This is a genomic window from Lactococcus hircilactis (genome assembly GCF_009601015.1).
In the GTDB taxonomy this organism is placed as follows: domain Bacteria; phylum Bacillota; class Bacilli; order Lactobacillales; family Streptococcaceae; genus Lactococcus; species Lactococcus hircilactis.
Map to the genome: position 1 here is coordinate 21,680 of NZ_WITJ01000002.1, position 20,779 is coordinate 42,458.

Below are 20,779 nucleotides of genomic sequence, written 5' to 3' on the forward strand. Positions count from 1 at the left end.
AGGAATTTTTTGGTTCTGTGCAAACAGGTTCAAAAATTTCAGCGTTCTTGACACTTTTTATTTGCGCGCACTCTATTATATCAAGATGTAAGTGCAAATCGCTTAAAAAGGGACAAGAAAGAAGGAATTTTTTGGTTCTGTGCAAACAGGTTCAAAAATTTCAGCTTTCTTGACACTTTTTATTTGCGCGCACTCTATTATATCAAAAAAAAGCGAGATTATGACATCTGCTTCTTTCTCAGCAATGGAATTTGTCCCATGATGAAAATAATGATTCCCAAAGCAATAAAAATCAAACTGTAAAAATCAGCCCTACTCAGCGATTCTCCCAGTAATGTCACAGAAATGGCAAGGGAGATGGTGGGATTAAGATATTGAATAAAGCCGATTAAACTGAGTGGTGCACGTTTGAGACTTTCTGCAAACAATAGTAATGGGATTGCTGTCACTGGGCCTGACATGACCAAATAAAAAATGGTTTTTAGATCATAATTCCAAAACGCATGTTTTGCAAAAAATAAGATAAAAATGAGAATAAATGGCAATAAAACCAAACTTTCAAATACCATTGCTGTATCGCTTGAAAGACGATAAAATTTCTTAAATAGTCCATAAATTGGAAAACAGACTGACATAACTAACGTTAAAAGTGGAAAATGTCCACTGTTTACAACCATCACAATCACTCCGATAAACGCAAGTCCCATCGAAATGATCATATAACGATCAAGAGATTCTTTTAAGAAAACAAGCGCCAAAAAAATTGAAACAAGAGGCATGATATATCCTGCGATACTTGCTTGAGTCGCTTGTCTCACACTGACCGCATAAATGAAAACAACCCAATTGACTCCTAAAAATAAACTCGCGATGAGCGCAAAAATAAACGATTTTTTTTGATGATAAAGTGTTTTTATTTCATGACCTAGTTTTTTGGTTTTTTTTGTCAACATAAAATAGACCATCATGCTCAAAATCGTGAAAATAATGCGATATGAAAATACTTCAATCGCATTCACATGGGATAAAAGATGCCAATAATACACTAGCGCCCCCCACAAAACATAACAGAATACCCCTAATAAAATTCCAAAATTTCGTTGATTTTTCACTTTCTTATCCTTTTGATTCCTAAAACTGTCTTATTTATTTCTGTCAGTACTGACAGAAATTTTTGACGATATAAATTTAGAAAAAGTACGATGAAAAACAGACAAAACGGGAGATCTCAGCTCCCGTTTTATCCGTCAAATCGCTAGATTTGTTTTTCAATTTTTTTATCGTCTGTCAGTACTGACAAAACCTTATTTTTGGAGCGCTTTTGCGTAGAGTTCATTGACTTTATCCCAATTGACAAGATTAAAGAAAGCTTCAATATAGTCAGGACGAACGTTGCGATATTTGAGGTAATAGGCGTGTTCCCAAACATCAAGCCCAAGCACTGGTGTTAATCCATCTGTGATTGGATTGTCTTGATTAGCTGTCGAAACCACTTTTAATTTTCCTTCTGAATCAACCACAAGAAATGCCCAACCTGATCCAAAACGTCCTGTTGCAGCTGCTTTAAATTCTGCTTTAAAGTGTTCAAAATCTCCAAATTCTTTTGCAATCGCATCTCCAATTTCAGCATCGGCATGATTACGAGAACCATCCGTATTTGGACGAAGCCAATTCCAAAATTGAGTGTGATTCAAATGTCCACCGCCATTGTTACGTACAGCGCCTCGAATATCTTCAGGCAATTCATCCAAATGAGCGACCAATTCTTCCACTGATTTTTCAAATAATTCAGGATGTTTTTCAATTGCAGCATTCAAGTTGTTGACATAAGTGGCGTGATGTTTATCATGGTGTAAACGCATCGTTTCTTCATCAAAAAATGGTTCCAAAGCATTGTATGCATAAGGCAATTCGGGTAATGTGTAAGTCATAATCGTCCTCCAATTTTTATAAAATGAACTCGTGTTCACTTATTTTTAATGATATTCTAATTATAAGCAATTATCCTGCTCAAGCCAAATAATCTGCTTGCTATTTTCGCCGTTGTTCCAAAAAATATTGCGCTTCCATTGATAATAAAACTGGCCTTTTTTTCAATGCAGCTTTGTTTTTTACCCCTTGCAATGCGTAATACCTTCTTAACTCTTTTTTCCAATTTTCAAGTTTCATTTGAAGCGGATCACTGCCATTTTCCATCAATTGATGGAGCACAAATCCTGCAGCACTGACCAAATCTGCCCCTAATAACTGAGCCTTGACAATGTCTGAAACTGCGGTTATTCCTCCTGTGGCAATTAGCGTTTTTTGAGTTTGAGCATGCTGTGCTTCCAAAAGACTCTCTACGGTCGTGAAACCATAGTCTTCTAATTCAAATTCTCCCCCACGTTGATGCTCAATCCAAGCAAAATTCGTTCCACCTTTCCCGCCAACATTAATTGCAGATACTGCAGTTTGTGAGAGTTGATGAAACATTTCCTTAGAAAAACCAAATCCAACTTCTTTGACAATGAGAGGAACATTAATTTTATTCGCTATTTCATTAATATTTTCTAACCAATAAAAATCACGATCCCCTTCTCCATTTTTCATTGTCAACTCTTGGGCAACATTGATATGCAATTCAAGCGCATTTGCTTCAAGCATGTCAACTGCACGTTTTGCAGCTTCTAAATTATGATGTGCTCCCAAATTCGCAAACATAAATCCATCGGGATTAATCTTTCTTAATTTCTGAAATCCCGCAGTAAGTTCTGGATATTTAATCGCAATAGACTGTGATCCCACAGCCATCGGCAAATTTTGAGCTGCTGCAATTTCTGCGAGTTGAGCATTTATTTTATCTCCAAAAGTCGATCCTCCCGTCATTGCTTCAATGTAAAAAGGCTGTTCAAACCTTGTATTTAAAGCACGAACGGATAAATCAATCTCATCAAGCGCAAGTTCAGGTAATCCTTGTGGAACCATCCTCACATCTGAAAAGCGCAGTCCTGAAAAGTGTTCATTCCGCTGATTTTTCCAATATTTTATTCCCAATGATAAATGTTCATCTTTTCTATGCTGATGAATTTCTTTTTCTCTCATCGTTCTTCATCCAAAATTCTAATTTTTTCTAAAATAATATCATTTTGTTCTAATTTTTCTTTGATTTCATTGATTTCTTTCTCATTTTTTGCAAAAACAATCATATTTTCACCAAAACCAGCGCCCGAAATTTTTCCTACTAAATTGGATTTTTCATTGATTAGTGTCAAAGCAAATGCTAATTTTTCAGTCACATATCCTTGTGGTAAATGTGTGATTAACAACTGTTGATTTTCCAAAATTAACTGTTTAAATACTGAAAAACGGCGATTAGGAGGGCAGTTTTTTAACTTCAACGCAGCAATTTTCTCAACAAGCTGATCACTTTTTTCAAAAAAAGATTCTGGAAGTGACAGTGTTAATTTTTCAGCAGTCTTCACACTTTTTCCAGTGCGTACGATATAAGTGGACCAGTTGTTTTTTTTCCATTCTTGCGTCTCAATTTTCCAGTTTTTAAAGTGTTCATCTGGCGCTTGATAAAAAATGACGCCATGTGTGGTAATGGATGCGACGTCGCCCATTGAGCCACTTTTTTGAACCTCGCGATGTGCTTTTGCTGCCGCTTCAAATTGAAGATCTTCTCGAATTTTGCCATCCAAAAACTGATTGACAGCCTGTGTGACACCGACCACAACGCTCGCAGAAGATCCGTATCCCTTTTTATTTTCCCCAAACCCAAGATCACTCTCAATTGAGATCAAAAGTTGTGGCAGTGGATGTTTTAACTCTGAAAACTGATCATTTTTTTCTGATTGGATCAACTCAATACAATTTTTTAGCGCTTGTGTCGCAAAATTCCATGAATGATTTGGCACTTCAAAGTGATTCACGTCAAACTCAAAATCTTCTAATCCCACATTCGTGTGAAATTTTGATAATCCACTTCTTTCTTTTACTGAGACAAAAAAGGGCGTTTCTATCGCTGCAACCAGCGCTTTTCCGTTTGGTCTTGTGACACCATACTCGCCAGCAATAAAAAGCTTTCCTGGGACTTGAATCGTGACTTCCTTAAACATATTTCAGCCCCTCGCCAGCATGAGCGACTTCAAAGCGGATTTGAGGAAAATTTTGGTGCAATTTTTCAAGCAATTGACGTTCTGTTGCCCGATCCGTGATGATTTTCACATTTGGACCCGCATCTATCGTCACAAAAGCAAGGAATCCCTCTTTATAGCACTGTTTCGTAAACTCGATAATTTCAAACGTTTGTCTTGTAAAATAATCAAACGGCTCACGCGCAAGTCGATTTTGTTCATGCATTCCTAGTGCATTATCTTGTGCAATACGTCCAATTTTTTCAATGTCTCTTTTAATAATCCCATTTTTCATTTCTTCAAGCTGGACAGCTGATTTATTAACCCAATCTGCATAGGTTGGTGCCGTTTGCGCCAATTGCATGCCTTTAGTGGAAGACATTTTTTTTCGTTCTGAAGAAAGTTCTGCGACAATCATCGTCAATTGAATGTCCTCATCATAAAAACACGCTGCAAATGAGCTTTGATCGTCCCAGCCTTTATTCCACACTGCAAAATTTCCAAAAATTGAGCGAGAAGCTGAACCCGACCCTTTTCTTGCCATGATTGACATTTCTTTTTCATCTGGCTTTAATTCTAAAAGTCCAAACATCGCTCCTGTCAGTGCTGAAAAACTTGACGCACTAGAGGCCAATCCTGCAGCTGTGGGCACATGATTTTCAGAGGTCACTAAAATTTTTGGAAAATCACCATATTTTTCACGAAAGAGATCTAAAAAACCACTCACACGAGTACTGTCAGTACTGACAGAATTTAAAATTAACTCATCTTGCGCTTGATCTGTAAATTGAACACGTGTCGTCGTATAAAATTTATCCAACGTTAGCGATAAACTACTTGTTGTCGGAATATTGAGCGCTACATTCGCTTTCCCCCAATATTTGATCAATGCAATATTTGTATGTGCTCTTGCAGTTACTTGTTTTGTCATAATCTTATTATATCAAATTTTTTGAAAGGAAAGAAAAATGGACTTCACTCCTCTCTACAAAATATTTACATCCTATTTACGGAGTATTTACGTCAGATCACTCAAAACTAAGGTATCCTAAAGGTAGAAAGTAAATTTACTTTCTGCATCAAAAAAAAGGAGACCTCATTTGAATTCTACCACAAAAAAGAAAACTTTTTACATTGCTCTTATCTCTTGTATTTTTCTTTTATTTATCGCAACATTTTGGGATTTACAAATTTCTGAAACCCTGATCAATTACAACAGTTGGTTTGGCACTATTTTTCAAACTTTCGGTGAAATTCCAGTTTACTTTATCTTTGTCCTTTCTGGTCAAATTGCTCTGGCATACGCTTTTCGTAAGCGAAATGATTGGCTCTTTGCTCTGCCTCTTTTCATCGGCGGATTTAGCCTATCCTTGTGGCAAACTAAAGCCTATACCAATGAAATTCTTAGTTATCTCTTAACCATTTCATCAAATCTTGAACACCATAAAGCGATTGGTTTAGCGAATAGTGATGCGAATGTAGGCAATCCCTCATTACTCCTTACAATAATGGTTTGGTTAGGCATTTATATCGTTGTGACAATTTTAGCGCAAACATGGCTCAGTCGTAAAGATGAAAAATCACTTCATCACCTGCTGTACGTTGCAGTTTTTGCTACTTTAGCCGTCTGGTTTTCCCTTCAAGCGAATCTTGCTTTAAAAGATTTTTGGGGACGCTTCAGACCTTATGAGCTTAGTGCTTCGCATAAAGAATTTACCTCATGGTTGCATCCTAATGGCATCAATGGTCATAAATCATTTCCGTCAGGACACACGATGGCAGGGACATTGATGATTGTATTTTCTTGGTTTGCTTCATCCCAATTAATTCGCAAAAAGCTTTGGATTTTTGGTGTTGCTTATGGTGTATTATTAGGCATCAGTCGAATCATTATTGGCGCTCATTTCACATCAGACGTTGTCTTTTCATTCTTTCTTACCGCATTCATCATTTATATCGTCAACGAACTCTATCTTGTACTAAAAGATAAGACCAGACCTATTGCCGATTTATCCAATCCTTAATCCTTTTATCCTCAATTAAAAGAACGTGCGATGGCACGTTCTTTTGGCTTTTTAATGTTGAACTCGCGTCAATTTCATAGTGTGATGATCGAGCATATAAGTTTCTCCATTAATTGTAATTATATCTTCATTATTTTTATTCATTTCTTATAAACCTCTCTTTTCTTTTTGACAAATAAATCAAATCTCTCATTTCAGGGGATTCAGAGATTTCATTATTTATTTTCTGATATTTTAGACTATTATAACACTTATCAATTTTATTGCAAGAATTTGATTTTTATATCAATCTGCTTGCGATTGAATTGATTTTTAAGCCATTAACGAAAAAGAAGAAGGAATTTTGATTTAAATCAAAGGCTAAGAAGCTCAGAAACTTGATTGACGAGATAATCTGGATGTTGTGCTTTTAGTGCTTCTTTCTCGTGCGCTCCCCAAGTGACAGCACAGGTCTTAACTCCTGCAGCTTTCCCCATCTGAATATCAAATATTGCATCACCAATCATGATGGAATCTGTCGTAGAAAGCTGATTTCGACTCAATAACTCTAAAATCCCATCGGGAGCAGGTTTGTAGTTTTTAACTTGATCAGAGCCAATAATCCGCTCAAAATAATCAAAAATCCCAAGCGTAATCAAATTTCTCCTCAACGGGAGCGCATGCTTACTTGAAACCACAAAAAGTCGCTTCTTTTCTTGATTCAATTGTTTTAATACTGCTTTTATACCATCAAATAAACGCAGATTTTCATCTTCAAACGTTTGATAGAATTGTCTAAAATGAGTGAGTAGAGTTTCGAATTCTTCTGTGCTAAAATGGTGTGGCGCAGCCATTTCTTTAAACGAAACCTCAATTGGTACACCCATATAGTATCTTATCATGTCTTTTTCTGGAATTTCTAAGCCTAAAGTATGAAATGCGGCTTGCGTTGATAAAATCGCAGTATCACGAGAGTCCGCAAGTGTCCCATCAAAATCAAAAAAATAATTTTCCATCTTTCCCCCTCAATCAGCACGATTTATTTTTTCCTTCTTGATGAATTTATACTTTCAAAAAGAGTAAAAATGAAACTCAATCCGCCAACACTGAGTATTATACTCTAAAAACATTGCGTTATAATTACAAATAAATTAATTTTGTGACAATTTTTGAGAATAAAAAAATTCTTGCGTTCACAAGAATCATGATTTCTTTAAAATGAATAGATCCAAGTATTCTTGGCTCCCTTTTTAAGCAATTTTTGACTGATTTTAATGGCATCCTTTTCATTTTTTGCAAGGGCCACCATGACACCGCCTAAACCAGATCCGGTTAATTTTGCACCAAGTGCGCCATTAGCTAAAGCAGTTTTAACCATTGCATTAAGTCTTGGGTGAGAAACACCTAAATGCGTCAAAATATCATGTGCTTCATTCATAACATTCCCCAATTCAGGAAGTTGATTGGACATAAGAAACTCTTTTGAAGACGCCGCAAGCAGACCTAATTTTGAGATCTGATGCATGGTTTTTTCCTTTTCTTCGCAAATCCGCTCACGAACGATAGAAATCGCTTGACTCGTAAAACCGTGAACTCCTGTATCTCCAATCACCAAAAATCCTGAAAAATTTAGCTCAATTTGTTCCATCGGCTCATTTTTTATAAACCACAGTGGGAGCTCTGAATTAACTGTCGCAACATCAATTCCTGATGCGCGTCCATGCGTGATGTTTTCAGAAAAATTTGCGAAATAAAGTAATTCTTTATCTGTCAGTTCACGCTCAAAAAAATCAAAAAACGCTCTTGTAATTGCTGTTGCGAGCGCCGCTGACGCACCTAATCCTCGTCCTTGCGGAATATTTGAATCAATCTCAAGAGAAAATGTTAAATCTGGAGTTTCAAATTTTTGGAGTAATCTAATGATGAGTTGTCTCACTCCCTCAAACTCGTCTCCCATCAGTTCTAATCTTCGGCGAGATTCACTATTTTCGATGTATTGTCCAGCACTTATGGCTGAAATAGTTACGGTTGTTTTCAAAATTGTGACAGGAAGTGCAATCGCTGGCTGTCCATAAACAACAGCGTGCTCTCCAATTAAAATTAATTTTGAATGGGCAATCCCCGTGCCCACCTTACTTGTAGTCATTCAGAAAAATCTCCTGTAAAGTACTCAAACGTACTGAACAATTTTATAAAATTTATGGGATAAAAGCAAGCATTATTCTTAAAAAAGAACGATTCAGTGATTTGAAAAAACGCTTTCCACTTGAATTCTACTGCTTTTTCTCGACTTTTTATAATTCGTGATACTCGGCGTATAATGTTTGCCTTGAGAGTTGTCGCTCTTTTGCAATTTGTTTGATGGCTGCATTTGGTTTTAAACCTGATTCGATGAGCTGTTTGACGGCGTCAAGTGGTGTTAATTCATAAATGGTCTCATTTTCGTCATTTTGACTTTTTCCTGAAACGACAATCAAGCACTCCCCTTTGATGGCTTGGACTTTAATGGAGTCCAAAACCTCTTTAATGCTGCCTCGGCGATATTCTTCATAAATTTTTGTTAATTCACGAACTAAAGCAATTTGACGATTGCCATAAATTTCTAATATATTTTTTAAGGTATCAGCGACACGAAACGGACTTTCGTAAAAAATTTGCGTTTCAGGATAGTCCCGTTTCTGATTTAGAAATTGCTTTTGCTCACTCGTTTTTCTTGGTAAAAAGCCATAAAAAATATGAGGTTGAGGTGCTAATCCTGAAGCAATCAGAGCTGTGATTCCAGCAGAGCTTCCAGGTAATGCGACAACATCAATCCCCACCTTTATTGCTTCAACAACCAAATCATGTCCCGGATCTGAAATTGAAGGCATTCCAGCATCTGACACTTGTGCAATGGATTGTCCTGAAGCTAAAAATGTTAATAGTTTTGGTATTTTTTCATAAGAATTATACTCATGAAAAGACGTTTGTGGCGTTGTTATTTCAAAATAATTCAGTAGTTTTTGGGTATTTCTTGTATCTTCAGAAGCAATTAAATCGACCGTTTTTAAAAGTTCTAAAGCACGCAACGTCATATCCTGCATATTTCCAATTGGTGTTGGAATGAGATATAATTTTCCAGATAATTTTTCGTCTTTAAATGAGCGTTGAATAATAGTCATCGGTAAAGTAACTCCAAACAGTCTAAGCAAGATTCGCCTTCATCCAGTCGTTCAGCATAGTGCAAGTGGCACACATGAAAACCTTCGTTAAAAATGTTAATCAAAGTTGGATTAGGTTCATCTGAACTTGTTTTTTCTTTTATTTCATGTTTTTCAAGTTCCGCCAAATGCTCGCGAACTTTTTCTAATTCCATTCTTAATGTTGCATTTTCTTTTTGAGCGTCCTCTAGGTTTTGGCGAATGGAAGTCACTTGATTGAGTGTGGCATTGAGTGCTTCTTCTAGTGTATTGAGCTGCTCCAACATTTCTTTTTTATCAGCCATGACTTCCTTTCCATTGCGTGATGTCGTAGTCTTTGATGGTTTCTTCAAACCTTACTTTGATTTGATTTTTCAGAATGTTCATTCCAATCACGCGTCCCTTGCCGTCTTGTGTGGTTATTGTTTCACCAAAATCTGGGAAGTTTTTCTGTGCCTCTTTATAAAAATCATCTTCGTAAGTTAAGCAACACATCAATCGCCCACACATGCCATTTAATTTACTTTGTTTGAGTGATAGTGCTTGATTTTTTGCCATTTTGATGGAGACGTTAGGAAAATCATAAATGAATTCAGAGCAACATAAAGGGCGTCCACAGGGACCAATTCCGCCATACACTTTTGCTGCATCGCGTGGACCAATCTGTCGAAGCTCGATTCTTGAGTGAAAATTCGTTGCGAGTGCTTTTAAGAGTTCTCTAAAATCGACACGTTTATCTGCTGTAAAGGCGATAAAAATTTGACTTTTTTCAAAATTAAAGGCCACATCAATGATTTTCATTTCCAATTGTGCTTGTTGGACCAGTTCGCGGACTCTGACTTTTGCCGATTGATTTTCTAATTCTAGTGCTGAAATTTTTTCTAAATCTTGCACCGTTGCTTTTCTGACCACTTCACTCTCGGTTAAAACCGCAGCATTATCTGGACTCACACGTAATGCTGTGCCATAGTTTAATCCTTTATCTGTCGTAAAAAGAATGGTCTCTTTAGGGACGATAGGTATGGTCGTGTGCGCAAAGAGAGTCGTCTCTCCATGAGAAAATTTTATTTCAACAATCATCTAATCTTTCTCGCTTTCTAAAACAATATAGTTTAAACAAGATTCAAAACGGACATTGTGCTGCCACATTGTTGTGGCTTCAAAAGTTTTTTCGATTTTTTTTGTCCATTTTTCTTGATAAAAAAGCTGAATCAACAAATCAAACAGCACTTGTTGGCGTGCTTTATCATCAAAAGTTTCTGTCAGTGCTGACAGATATAAAAAAGCATCGTCAGGGTCACTTTTCATTAATTTTACGAACTGAAAACACTTGTTGAGTCCTTCAGAAAACCAGCTCGTCTGTGCCATTTTTATTGCATCATCAATCGAATCTGTCAGCTGACACAAAAGTTCTGCTTGTGTTGGTAAAATTCCATTTTGCTCCAAAACTGACTTAAAATAAGGCGTTTGTTTGGGGAATTTGATGACTTGCGTTCGTGATAAAATCGTGGGTAAAATTAAATTTTCATTTTGAGTCAGTAAAAAAATATAACTGTCCCGCTCAGGTTCCTCAATGGATTTCAATAGTGCATTAGCAGCGTTAGGATGCATTTTATCCGCCTCCTGAATAATGATGACCTTGCGGTTACTTTCATATCCAGATTCGCTAAATACCTCTGTGAGTGCTTTGATTTGTGCTGTTTTGATCATCATTCCATCAGGAGATATCAGATGCAAATCAGCGTATTCTCCTTTTGCAATCAAGCGACAAGCCCGACATTTCAAGCACGGAAGCACACCTGGTGTTTCACAAAAAATCGCTTGACTAAGCCAAATGGCTAGCTCAAAGTTTCCAAACCCACCTGAAAATAGATAAGCATGGCTGAGTTTTTTGCTGGACAAAATCTTTGAAAATTCTTGGACTAATTGAGGTTGAATTTCAGCGATTTCCATGATACTCCTCTTTTTTTATTTCATTTGGACAAACCAAAAAATCTGTCAGTAATGACAGCCAAACTGTCAGTAATGACATTTTCTAAGGGTTTACTCGCATCGATTGTGACAAAGCGATCAGGTTCTTTTTTGACAATTTCAAGATATCCTTTACGTACTTTTTGGTGCATCTCAGCCTGCTCTAAATCCAGACGATTCATCTCGTTTGAACGATATTTCCGAATCCGCTCAAGTGCGACATCCGTGTCAATGTCAAAATAAAGCGTCAAATCAGGTTTTAGCCCATCTGTTGCGAACTGATTGAGCCAACTTACAGCCGCTACTCCTAAATCACGTCCAAATCCTTGATAAGCGACTGACGAATCAATAAAACGATCTACAATGACCATTTTCCCTGCTTCTAGTGCAGGAATGATTTTGGATTGCAAATGCAAGCGCCGTGCTGCTACAAAAAGAAGCAACTCTGTTTTTGCATCGATTTCTTTATGTTCAGGATTCAAAATAATCTGACGAATTTCTTCTGCAACTCGATTACCACCTGGTTCACGTGTTGATACAATCTCGCGATTCAATTTTTCTAATTTTGGGAGCATGGCTTCTAAAACACTCGTTTTACCAGCACCATCTGGTCCCTCCAGGGAGATAAATATTCCGTTCATAGTTATTATTATATCAAAAAACCTTATTTTTAACACGTTCCATCATTGAAAATGCGCTCATTTTCGTGCATCCTTCCCTTATCGAATGAAATAAAGAATCCATCATCTGTTCTTTTTATTTCTCATGTATCGTAAATTTTCTAAAATATTACATCAAGATTTGAAAAATACTTTTAAAAAGAGTATAATAGTTTTAGTTTAAGTTATTTTGAAAGGAATCCCTATGAAAAAGATTCTTGTTGTTGATGATGAAAAGCCCATCTCAGATATTGTAAAATTCAACCTCAGTAAAGAAGGTTTTGAAGTGGTCACTGCTTTTGACGGAGAAGCGGCCCTTGAATCTTTTAAAAATGAGCATCCTGATTTGATTTTACTGGATTTGATGCTTCCAAAAATCGATGGACTTGATGTTGCTCGGGAAATCAGAAAAACTTCTGAAGTTCCTATTATCATGGTTTCAGCCAAAGATAGCGAATTTGACAAGGTGATTGGTCTTGAGCTTGGAGCTGACGATTATGTCACAAAACCCTTCTCAAATCGTGAACTTTTAGCCCGAATTAAAGCAAATCTCAGACGCGTTACACCTTCTGCAAATGAGGTTCCTGAAGTGGGAAAAAAAGAATTAACAATTGGCAACTTGCGCATTAATCCGACCCACTATGCTGCTTACAAGTATGAAAAACAATTAGATTTGACACATCGTGAGTTTGAGTTATTATATTATTTGGCTCAACACATTGGTGAGGTCATCACACGTGAGAATCTCCTTGAAACGGTTTGGGGATATGACTATTTTGGGGATGTTCGTACAGTTGACGTTACCGTGCGTCGCTTACGTGAAAAAGTAGAAGATACCCCAAGTCGTCCGCAATACGTTTCAACACGTCGTGGTGTCGGATACTATATGAGCAGTCCGCATGAATAAGTTTGTTCATTCATTACTTTTTAGAGGAGTAGTTGCCCATCTACTTCTTTTTGTGTTCTTATTCATTAAAGATCTTGATTTTTTCTGTGCCAATATTTATGATTTTCTCATTTATTACTTCACTTCTTTAATTATCCTCATTCTTGTACTTGGGCAACCTTCAAGAACATTAAGTCGCATTTCAGATCAGCTGGATCATTTGATTGAAAGTGATGTTTCTGAAAATGGGGAGCTTTCAAATCTCTCTGACAAAGTCAAGATTCTAGGAAAGAGCATTTCCATTTCCAGAAATAATTTGGAAAGTCAACGCAATCAACTCGATAGTATTTTAACCTACATGGTTGACGGAGTCATTGCGACGGATCGTCAGGGAAATGTCATCCTCGCAAACACTGCAGCTCAAAATTACCTCAATCAGTCCGCTCAAGATCTTTTGGACCATCCCATCACAAAAGTTTTAAATATTTCTCATGAATATTCCTTTTATGATTTATTAGAAAAAGAACCTGAACTTGTCATTGATACTACAAATCATCTCGGTAAACCCATTTTTTTGCGCGTGAAGTTTGTTTTGTTTCGTCGAGAATCTGGTTTCATCGCAGGAATTGTTGCGGTTTTAAATGATAAAACTGAGCAAGAAAAACTGGAACAAGAACAAAAGCAATTCGTATCAAATGTTTCACATGAATTACGTACTCCACTCACTTCCGTAAAAGCTTATTTAGAAGCCCTTGAAGATGGAGCGATTCATGATCCTGAAGTTGCACATTCATTTATCCATGTGAGTTTAAATGAAACCAATCGGATGATTCGTATGATTTCAGATTTATTGACCCTCTCGCGCATTGATCAAAAAAAATTACCTCTCAATAAAGAGGTGGTCAATTTTGTTGATTTTTTGAGATTTCAAGTGGGCCGTTTGGCGCAACTTGCTGATGCAGATCCTTTGAATAATTTCACAGGAAAATTTCACTTTGTTGTTGATTTTCCTAAAGGTCCGATTTGGTTGGAGATTGATCCTGATAAAATCACTCAGGTCATTGATAATATTATCGGAAATGCACTGAAATATTCTCCAGATGGCGGTGAAATCCGTGTGACACTCGTCGTTAAGCCTTCTAAAGTCCTCTTAACGATTTCTGATCAGGGAATGGGAATTTCAAAAAGCGATCTTGCCAATGTGTTTAAACGCTTTTATCGTGTGGATCAAGCACGAAACTCCCAAACAGGAGGAACTGGACTTGGACTATCTATTGTAAAAAATATAATTACGCTTCATGGAGGCTCCATTGACGCGCAATCTCAAGGAATTGGAAAGGGAACAAGTTTTATTATCTGTTTGCCATATACTGACCAGCTGTCTGATTATAATAATAATCAGGAATGGGATGCAACATTTGATAGTGAATTTGATGAAGTAAATGAGTGAAAATAAGGGCTTTAAATATTCAATTTTAGCATCTGGATCAACAGGAAATTCCTTTTATCTGGAAACACCAGAAAAAAAGATCATTGTTGATGCAGGCTTATCTGGAAAAAAAATCGAGACGTTGATGGGTGAAATTGGACGCGACATACACGATGTGGACACGCTTTTAATCACACATGAACATAGTGATCACATCAAAGGAATGGGCGTTCTTGCACGGAAATACGGAATGGACGTTTACGCAAACGAGCAAACGTGGGAAGAAATTGAGCGCAAAAATATGGTCGGAAAAATTGATCCGCTTCAAAAACATATTTTTGAGATGGGAAAAATGCTCACTTTTGGTGATATTGATATCGAAAGTTTTGGTGTAAGTCATGATGCTGTTGCTCCACAGTTTTATCGATTTATGAAAGACAACAAATCATTTGTCTTATTAACAGATACTGGGTATGTGAGTGATCGGATGCGGGGCATTATTGAAAATGCTGATGGTTATTTGATGGAGAGTAATCACGAGGTCGAGATGCTACGTAATGGCCCTTACCCTTGGAGCACAAAGCAGCGCATTTTGAGTGATCAGGGACATTTATCCAATGAGGACGGTGCAGCAGCTGCGTTGAATGTTTTAGGCAATAAAACCAAACGAATCTTTCTTGGGCATTTGAGTCTGCATAATAACATCAAAGAATTGGCACATTTGACGATGGACGGCTATTTACAGCAACACGACGTCGATACTAAACGTGAGGTTCATGTCATTGACACAAGTCACGAACACGCAAGCAAACTCTATGATATTTAAAAAAACTTATCTTTTGGGATAAGTTTTTTCATTCGTTTTTTTGATGGCCCATTTGATGACAAAAGGAGCAAGAAAGGTCGCTAACATGATCACAATCACAAGCTCAGAATACGTTTTGTCAGTAATGACAGCACTAGTCAAGCCGATTTGTGCAACAATCAAAGCCATTTCTCCTCTTGAAATCATTCCCGCTCCGATGAGCAAACTCTCCTCATGCGTCAAATGAGAAATTTTTCCTGCACCATAAGCTGGAATTATTTTTGTCAGTACTGACAGAATTGTAAAAAAGAAAATCAAGAGCGCTTGATCAATAAAATGATTAAAATGGACCGAAAGCGCAATTGAAATAAAGAAAATCGGGATAAAAACAACGTAAGCAATTGCAGCTGTGTTTTGCTTGATGACACTTCTTACTTCTGTTTGACTGATGGCTACTCCCGCAAAAAAGCTCCCAATCACCGCCGACATTCCCACAGCATTGGCAAAAAGACTTAACCCCAAGCAAATCAAGAGCGCAACGGCCGTATTTTTAGCATAAACAGGAATTTTTTCCACCGTTTTCCAAATTTTTGGGATTAACTTGTGGACAAAAAAGAGGAAAACAAAGAATAATAATTCTAAAATGATCTGAAATAAAAAGTTATCCCCACCATTTTTTACACTCGAAAAAATTGAGAAGAGAAAAACGGCTAAAATATCATCCACAACCGCTGCACCAAGGATAATCGCGCCAGCTCTTGTGGATAAAACTCCGTACTCTTGAAGCACCTCAACGGTAATGGACACCGAAGTTGCTGAAAAAACAATCCCATAAAATAGACTTGTGGAAACTCCTTTTCCAAGAACGAAAGCAGAGCCAAAAAAGCAGAGCAGTGGAAAAATCACGCCCAACACCGCAACAAGCATTGATGCTTTAAAATTTTTCTTTAAAATCGCTAAATCACTCTCTAATCCTGCAAGAAACATCAAGAGAATCACACCAATTTCTGACATGACTGAAATGACTTCACCATTATGAATCCAGCCAGAAACAGCTGGTCCTAAAAGAATCCCAACTAACATTTGTCCAATCACAGCAGGAATTTTTATCCTGCGTGAAAAAATCGTAGCTACGACTGATGCCAAAAGCATCAATGTGATTTGAAAAATATCCGTCATCTTTTAATTATATCAAATCACTTAAAAAATAACCATTCCCATTCATCAGATCAAAAGAACAATCGCACTCATCAACGTAAGTGAAATAAACATCGAAAGACTGCTCGCAAACCCCGCTTGCCCTTCATCAACACCAAATTGAGTGGCTTGTATTGTCGTCAAAAATGAAATCGGAGTGTATAAAATGAGCATCAAAACCAATTTGATTTGGTGTTCAAATGGAAAGATAAAATAAACAAGTCCAACGAGAAAAGTAGCTAAAAGATAACGATAAGCTAAAACACGTCCTAAAACTGCAAGTCCATCCTTCTTAAATGTGATTTGCATGAAAAGTCCGATCATAAATAATGAGAGAAATGAATTCGCTTTTGAAACAAATGAGAATGGCATTAAATAAACTGTCGGAATTTTAATCTTTAAAAGTGCTAAAATAAACATGAACAAATAAACGATAAACGGTGGACTTTTGATCAAGATTCTTAATGGATCACGTAAATCAAAACCGTGTTTTTTCTGATGTGAAGCGGTTTCGACAATGGCTTGCGTTGTTCCTGCAACCATAAAAGAATTTCCAATATCAAACATCGCAATAAATGGAATGACCTGTGGAAAAAGTCCGGATACAAATGGAATCGCAAAATTTCCTAAATTGTATCCTCCAATATTGAACATATAAAAGCCACGCTCAATTGTAGATTTATTTTTTCCTAATAAATAACCCATAAAAATAAGAAATACATTAAAAATTAATCCTAAACTCATGAGTACCAAAACTGTGCTTGTAATTTTAAAGCCATTTATTCCAACAATGATCGTCGCAGGCAATGTTGCAGAAATGATGATTTTTGAAACCCGTTCTCCATCTGTTTGCCGCAATACTCCCATCTTTTTGAGAAAGAATGCCAATAAAATTGTCAATAAAAAACTGACGGCATTTAAAATAATTTCTGTCATTACTGACACTTTCTAATCTTTTGTGAATAAAAATCCATCAGTACTGACAGATTTTATTATATTTTTCTTTTATTCTTATGATTATTTAATTTCAATCACATATTCACAAGAAAATTCCTCATCTGGAGCCAGTTCATTAATCCCAAATTTGGTCGTAATATCACCGTCGGTATTGATATCATCTGCCGCACCGCACCATGGTTCGATACACACAAAAGGAGCTTGTGCAGGAGAAGGACTCCAAAGTCCAAAGAATGGCATCCCTGTCCATGACACACTCACGCCGTGGTCATCCAAACGATTGGTTAAACTGATTTTCATTTGCTCAGACGACGTGTAAACCAAAGCATCTTGATCGAACAAATCCCGTTTTAGAGGCAATTCAGCTAAATCAACCTCACTTTTTTTATCTAATTTTAACGTTCCTGAAGGTGGATCAAGCGGAATAAATGTCCGTTTTTCTTTTGGTGAAATCGTCAATTGATAATCTTCAAATGTGCCTGATTTAATAGGAACATTAAAAGCTGGGTGTGCACCCACACTGAAATTCATAAATTTCTCATCTTCGTTTTTCACCACATAACGAACTTTAATCTGATTCTCATGTATTTCATAAATCACTTTAAAAATGAATTCAAAAGGGTACTGCAATTTTGTTTCTTCTGACGACGTCAACTCAAATACTAAACGCTTATTGTCAGCGCTGACAAGCTTAAATTCATTATCCCGAGCAAAACCGTGCCCCCCCATCTTATAGGTTTGATCTGCATAACGATATGTTCCATTTTTCAATTTTCCCACAATCGGAAAAAGGACAGGAGCGTGGCGTGCCCAAAACTTTGGATCTGCCTGCCATAAGTATTCTGATCCCTCTTTTTTGATGGAATGCATCTCAGCTCCCAATGTGTCCACGGTTACTGACAAAAATTCATTTTCTAATGTTGCCTTCATTTGATTCTCCTTTATTTATCCGTTTACATTTATTATATCACTTTCATCGCTCAGCTTCATCTTTTAGTCAAAAAAAATCTTAGAGCATATCCTCTAAGATTTTTCTCATTTATTTCAAAGGCGTCCATTGCCACTCTGTAAATTCAGGAATATCAACACCTTCATTTCTTGTGACCTCAAAGTGCGTGCGAAGTGTACGATTCATTACCTCAATAAAAGCAACCGCCAATGATTCACTGACCACGTGGTTTCTACGCAAAACTTTGACCGCATCAATCGCTTGATGGAAACGATCAAGCTCAGAATAAACGCGCATGTCATACGTCGTCGTAATATCCCCATCTTCACGATACCCATGCACATGAAGTCCTTGATGATTGCGTTGATAAAAGATGGATTCCACCAAATCTTCGTACCCATGAAAACCAAAAATCACAGGTGTACCAGAAGCTCCAAAAAAGTCCACGAATGCGTCATCAGACAATTCACGTTCTTGATTGAGCGCACCATTTTTCTTTTGCAAACGCCCAAGTTCAACCACGTTCACATACCGGAATTTCACAGCCGGAAAAGCTTGATTAACCAAATGCAGCGCAGCTAAAGTTTCAATCGTAGGCTCAGCTCCTGCTGAAGCAAAGACGATATCCACTGCTTCTCCCTCTTTTGCAGTTGATGCCCAATCAATCGTTGCAATCCCGTCAGTCGCCAATTTTTTTGCTTCTTCTTTTGTAAACCATTGTTGACGTGGTTGCTTAGAAGCAACAATATGATTAATTTTTGAACGCTCTTTAAAAGCACGATCAAAGACCGCAAGCAACGTATTTCCATCAGCTGGCAAATACTGTCTGATGAAATCAGATTTTTTCTCAGCCAAATGCGTCAGCAATCCTGGATCTTGGTGTGTGTAGCCATTGTGATCTTGTTGGAAAACTGTTGACGTTGAAATCACATTTAACGACGGATAATCTTTTCGCCATTTTTCAGCAGATGCTTGACGAATCCATTTGAAATGTTGCGTCAACATTGAATCTACGACACGCAAGAAGGATTCATAGCTTGCAAATACACCTGTACGACCAGTTAATGTATAACCTTCAAGCCAACCTTCTGCTTGGTGTTCTGAAAGTTGGCTATCAATAATTCGACCTTCTGGCGCAACAAACTCATCATTTGGATTTTTAATGACTTGCATCCACTGACGATTCGTCACTTTAAACATTTCCCAGAACCGATTTGACATGGTTTCATCTGGACCAAACAAACGAAAACGCGTCGGATTAAGTTTTACGATTTCAGCAAAATATTTTGACAAAACATTCATGTCCATGTTGTCATTACTGACAGGCATTAAAGTCCCACGATTGTCAGCACTGACAGGATTAGAAAAGTCTTCCCACTCTGGTAAAATCAAGTTTGAACCATCCACACCACCATTAGTCACAGGATTTGCAGCCATGCGCATGTCACCTTTTGGTGCAAAATCACGCAATTCTTCTTTCAAACTTCCGTCAGCATTGAATAAATTTTCAGGATGATAAGAAGTCATCCATTCGACGAACTCAGGTAATGTTTCCATGTTTTTAGAAGACAATGGAAGTGGAACTTGGTGCGCACGAAAACTATGTTCAATCGGCATTCCTTTCCCATCAAATTTTGGTCCTGACCAGTCATTATAACGTGGACCTCCCCAACCTTTTGGCAGACGCGCAATGACAATTGGCCATGCTGGGATTTCACCATTTTGATAACGACCATGCTCACGCGCATCTTTTTGAATCTGATGAATGTCTTCAATGGCTTTATCAAAAACCTCTGCTGCCAATTTATGATAAGCCATGTAATCATGAATATCATCATTTTCAATGAAACGAGGAGAGTATCCAAGTCCTTCAAAGAATTTTCTGATATCCACATCAGAAGTCCGTGCAAACAATGTTGGATTTGAAATCTTAAATCCATTCAAATCAAGAATCGGTAAAATTGCTCCATCATTTTTAGGATTAATAAATTTGATTGAGTGCCATCCTGTCATTAATGGCCCAGTTTCTGCTTCTCCATCTCCAACAACCGCAAAAGCAATTTGTTCAGGTTGATCAAGAATCGCCCCAGTTGCATGAGATAACGTATAGCCTAATTCTCCACCTTCATGGAGTGAACCCGGCGTTTGAGCCGTCATGTGTGAGCCAATTCCCCCAGGAAATGAGAAACGTTTATACAGTCGCGCCATTCCCTCCAAGTCTTGAGTAATCTCTGGATAATCTTGCGTATAAGTCCCATCAAGATAAGCAGGAACCACCATTGCTTGCCCACCATGACCAGGACCACCAAGATAAAACATCTTTTGATTGTATTTATTAATCAAACGATTCGCATGCGCATACAAAAACGTCTGCCCAGAAACCGTTCCCCAATGTCCAATCGGATTAGCTTTCAAATCATCCTTTTGAATCGGCGTTCCCGTCACACTAAAAAGCGGATTGCTCTTTAAAAAAATCATCCCAGCGCCCATATAAGTCGCCGCACGCCACCATTTATCAAGCGTCTCTAAATACGCTTTTGAGTTGTAATCTGTCACAATAACCTCCTATTGCCGAATGTTTTTATTTCTAACTCTATTTTAAATTAATACTACCAATTATTATACCAAT

At 37.4% G+C, this 20,779-nt stretch carries 20 protein-coding genes; 4 read left to right on the forward strand and 16 right to left on the reverse strand.

What is annotated here, in order from left to right; genetic code table 11:
• Window positions 1-218: 218 nt before the first annotated feature.
• From rarD to mvaD, 5 genes are all read right to left on the reverse strand, one after another.
• A complete protein-coding gene (gene rarD, locus GHI93_RS01180) occupies window positions 219-1,112 on the reverse strand; it encodes an EamA family transporter RarD (protein WP_343030290.1) in 894 nt (297 codons plus the stop codon).
• A gap of 192 nt (window positions 1,113-1,304) precedes the next feature.
• On the reverse strand, window positions 1,305-1,931 hold the full coding sequence (locus tag GHI93_RS01185; protein WP_153494838.1) for a superoxide dismutase: 627 nt from the start codon (window positions 1,929-1,931) through the stop codon (window positions 1,305-1,307).
• Between the two features lie 100 nt (window positions 1,932-2,031).
• A complete protein-coding gene (gene fni, locus GHI93_RS01190; protein WP_153494840.1) occupies window positions 2,032-3,081 on the reverse strand; it encodes a type 2 isopentenyl-diphosphate Delta-isomerase in 1,050 nt (349 codons plus the stop codon).
• The gene (locus tag GHI93_RS01195; protein ID WP_153494842.1) at window positions 3,078-4,097 is read right to left on the reverse strand and encodes a mevalonate kinase family protein; all 1,020 of its coding nucleotides are present in this window, start codon (window positions 4,095-4,097) and stop codon (window positions 3,078-3,080) included. The genes fni and GHI93_RS01195 overlap by 4 nt, the downstream gene beginning before the upstream one ends.
• Entirely contained in the window at window positions 4,090-5,046 is a 957-nt protein-coding gene (mvaD, locus tag GHI93_RS01200) for a diphosphomevalonate decarboxylase (protein WP_153494844.1), read from the reverse strand. The genes GHI93_RS01195 and mvaD overlap by 8 nt, the downstream gene beginning before the upstream one ends.
• Before the next feature lie 169 nt (window positions 5,047-5,215).
• Here mvaD and GHI93_RS01205 point away from each other — a divergent pair, with 169 nt between their 5' ends.
• Window positions 5,216-6,139 (forward strand): phosphatase PAP2 family protein, encoded by a 924-nt coding sequence (locus tag GHI93_RS01205; RefSeq protein ID WP_153494846.1) that lies wholly within the window; start codon window positions 5,216-5,218, stop codon window positions 6,137-6,139.
• 353 nt (window positions 6,140-6,492) lie between these two features.
• Here GHI93_RS01205 and GHI93_RS01210 read toward each other — a convergent pair whose 3' ends face one another.
• From GHI93_RS01210 to tmk, 7 genes are all read right to left on the reverse strand, one after another.
• A complete protein-coding gene (locus tag GHI93_RS01210; protein WP_153494848.1) occupies window positions 6,493-7,134 on the reverse strand; it encodes an HAD family hydrolase in 642 nt (213 codons plus the stop codon).
• A 197-nt stretch (window positions 7,135-7,331) separates the two neighbouring features.
• Complete coding sequence (mvk, locus tag GHI93_RS01215) at window positions 7,332-8,264, reverse strand: mevalonate kinase (RefSeq protein ID WP_153494850.1); 933 nt, start codon at window positions 8,262-8,264, stop codon at window positions 7,332-7,334.
• A gap of 148 nt (window positions 8,265-8,412) precedes the next feature.
• Window positions 8,413-9,279 (reverse strand): 16S rRNA (cytidine(1402)-2'-O)-methyltransferase, encoded by an 867-nt coding sequence (rsmI, locus tag GHI93_RS01220; protein ID WP_153494852.1) that lies wholly within the window; start codon window positions 9,277-9,279, stop codon window positions 8,413-8,415.
• Window positions 9,276-9,602, reverse strand: a complete 327-nt coding sequence (locus GHI93_RS01225) for a DNA replication initiation control protein YabA (RefSeq protein WP_153494853.1) — start codon at window positions 9,600-9,602, stop codon at window positions 9,276-9,278. Before GHI93_RS01225 ends, rsmI begins: the two co-directional genes overlap by 4 nt.
• Entirely contained in the window at window positions 9,595-10,377 is a 783-nt protein-coding gene (gene ricT / locus GHI93_RS01230) for a PSP1 domain-containing protein (RefSeq protein WP_153494855.1), read from the reverse strand. Before ricT ends, GHI93_RS01225 begins: the two co-directional genes overlap by 8 nt.
• Window positions 10,378-11,250 carry a DNA polymerase III subunit delta' gene (locus GHI93_RS01235; protein ID WP_153494857.1) on the reverse strand — a complete coding sequence of 291 codons (873 nt, stop codon included), beginning with the start codon at window positions 11,248-11,250 and terminating at the stop codon, window positions 10,378-10,380.
• Between the two features lie 20 nt (window positions 11,251-11,270).
• On the reverse strand, window positions 11,271-11,909 hold the full coding sequence (tmk, locus tag GHI93_RS01240) for a dTMP kinase (RefSeq protein ID WP_153494859.1): 639 nt from the start codon (window positions 11,907-11,909) through the stop codon (window positions 11,271-11,273).
• 223 nt (window positions 11,910-12,132) lie between these two features.
• Here tmk and yycF point away from each other — a divergent pair, with 223 nt between their 5' ends.
• The 3 genes from yycF to GHI93_RS01255 are packed head-to-tail and all read left to right on the forward strand — an operon-like array spanning window position 12,133 to window position 15,068.
• Entirely contained in the window at window positions 12,133-12,834 is a 702-nt protein-coding gene (gene yycF / locus GHI93_RS01245; RefSeq protein WP_153494861.1) for a response regulator YycF, read from the forward strand.
• Complete coding sequence (locus GHI93_RS01250) at window positions 12,827-14,263, forward strand: ATP-binding protein (protein WP_153494863.1); 1,437 nt, start codon at window positions 12,827-12,829, stop codon at window positions 14,261-14,263. Before yycF ends, GHI93_RS01250 begins: the two co-directional genes overlap by 8 nt.
• On the forward strand, window positions 14,256-15,068 hold the full coding sequence (locus GHI93_RS01255; RefSeq protein ID WP_153494864.1) for an MBL fold metallo-hydrolase: 813 nt from the start codon (window positions 14,256-14,258) through the stop codon (window positions 15,066-15,068). The genes GHI93_RS01250 and GHI93_RS01255 overlap by 8 nt, the downstream gene beginning before the upstream one ends.
• 6 nt (window positions 15,069-15,074) lie before the next feature.
• Here GHI93_RS01255 and GHI93_RS01260 read toward each other — a convergent pair whose 3' ends face one another.
• From GHI93_RS01260 to GHI93_RS01275, 4 genes are all read right to left on the reverse strand, one after another.
• The gene (locus GHI93_RS01260) at window positions 15,075-16,226 is read right to left on the reverse strand and encodes a cation:proton antiporter (protein ID WP_153494866.1); all 1,152 of its coding nucleotides are present in this window, start codon (window positions 16,224-16,226) and stop codon (window positions 15,075-15,077) included.
• 45 nt (window positions 16,227-16,271) lie between these two features.
• Window positions 16,272-17,180: an AEC family transporter gene (locus tag GHI93_RS01265; protein ID WP_153494868.1), complete on the reverse strand. Its 909-nt coding sequence runs from the start codon at window positions 17,178-17,180 to the stop codon at window positions 16,272-16,274.
• Window positions 17,181-17,261: 81 nt separating this feature from the next.
• Window positions 17,262-18,131 carry an aldose 1-epimerase family protein gene (locus GHI93_RS01270; protein WP_153494870.1) on the reverse strand — a complete coding sequence of 290 codons (870 nt, stop codon included), beginning with the start codon at window positions 18,129-18,131 and terminating at the stop codon, window positions 17,262-17,264.
• Between the two features lie 109 nt (window positions 18,132-18,240).
• Complete coding sequence (locus GHI93_RS01275; RefSeq protein WP_343030291.1) at window positions 18,241-20,706, reverse strand: phosphoketolase family protein; 2,466 nt, start codon at window positions 20,704-20,706, stop codon at window positions 18,241-18,243.
• Window positions 20,707-20,779 lie beyond the last annotated feature (73 nt).

Bases quoted from the DNA above. Each gene is read 5' to 3' on its own strand.
- GHI93_RS01185 (WP_153494838.1), bottom strand. From the start codon at position 1,931: ATGACTTACACATTACCCGAATTGCCTTATGCATACAATGCTTTGGAA.
- fni (WP_153494840.1), bottom strand. From the start codon at position 3,081: ATGAGAGAAAAAGAAATTCATCAGCATAGAAAAGATGAACATTTATCA.
- GHI93_RS01195 (WP_153494842.1), bottom strand. From the start codon at position 4,097: ATGTTTAAGGAAGTCACGATTCAAGTCCCAGGAAAGCTTTTTATTGCT.
- mvaD (WP_153494844.1), bottom strand. From the start codon at position 5,046: ATGACAAAACAAGTAACTGCAAGAGCACATACAAATATTGCATTGATC.
- GHI93_RS01210 (WP_153494848.1), bottom strand. From the start codon at position 7,134: ATGGAAAATTATTTTTTTGATTTTGATGGGACACTTGCGGACTCTCGT.
- mvk (WP_153494850.1), bottom strand. From the start codon at position 8,264: ATGACTACAAGTAAGGTGGGCACGGGGATTGCCCATTCAAAATTAATT.
- rsmI (WP_153494852.1), bottom strand. From the start codon at position 9,279: ATGACTATTATTCAACGCTCATTTAAAGACGAAAAATTATCTGGAAAA.
- GHI93_RS01225 (WP_153494853.1), bottom strand. From the start codon at position 9,602: ATGGCTGATAAAAAAGAAATGTTGGAGCAGCTCAATACACTAGAAGAA.
- ricT (WP_153494855.1), bottom strand. From the start codon at position 10,377: ATGATTGTTGAAATAAAATTTTCTCATGGAGAGACGACTCTCTTTGCG.
- GHI93_RS01235 (WP_153494857.1), bottom strand. From the start codon at position 11,250: ATGGAAATCGCTGAAATTCAACCTCAATTAGTCCAAGAATTTTCAAAG.
- tmk (WP_153494859.1), bottom strand. From the start codon at position 11,909: ATGAACGGAATATTTATCTCCCTGGAGGGACCAGATGGTGCTGGTAAA.
- yycF (WP_153494861.1), top strand. From the start codon at position 12,133: ATGAAAAAGATTCTTGTTGTTGATGATGAAAAGCCCATCTCAGATATT.
- GHI93_RS01250 (WP_153494863.1), top strand. From the start codon at position 12,827: ATGAATAAGTTTGTTCATTCATTACTTTTTAGAGGAGTAGTTGCCCAT.
- GHI93_RS01255 (WP_153494864.1), top strand. From the start codon at position 14,256: ATGAGTGAAAATAAGGGCTTTAAATATTCAATTTTAGCATCTGGATCA.
- GHI93_RS01260 (WP_153494866.1), bottom strand. From the start codon at position 16,226: ATGACGGATATTTTTCAAATCACATTGATGCTTTTGGCATCAGTCGTA.
- GHI93_RS01265 (WP_153494868.1), bottom strand. From the start codon at position 17,180: ATGACAGAAATTATTTTAAATGCCGTCAGTTTTTTATTGACAATTTTA.
- GHI93_RS01270 (WP_153494870.1), bottom strand. From the start codon at position 18,131: ATGAAGGCAACATTAGAAAATGAATTTTTGTCAGTAACCGTGGACACA.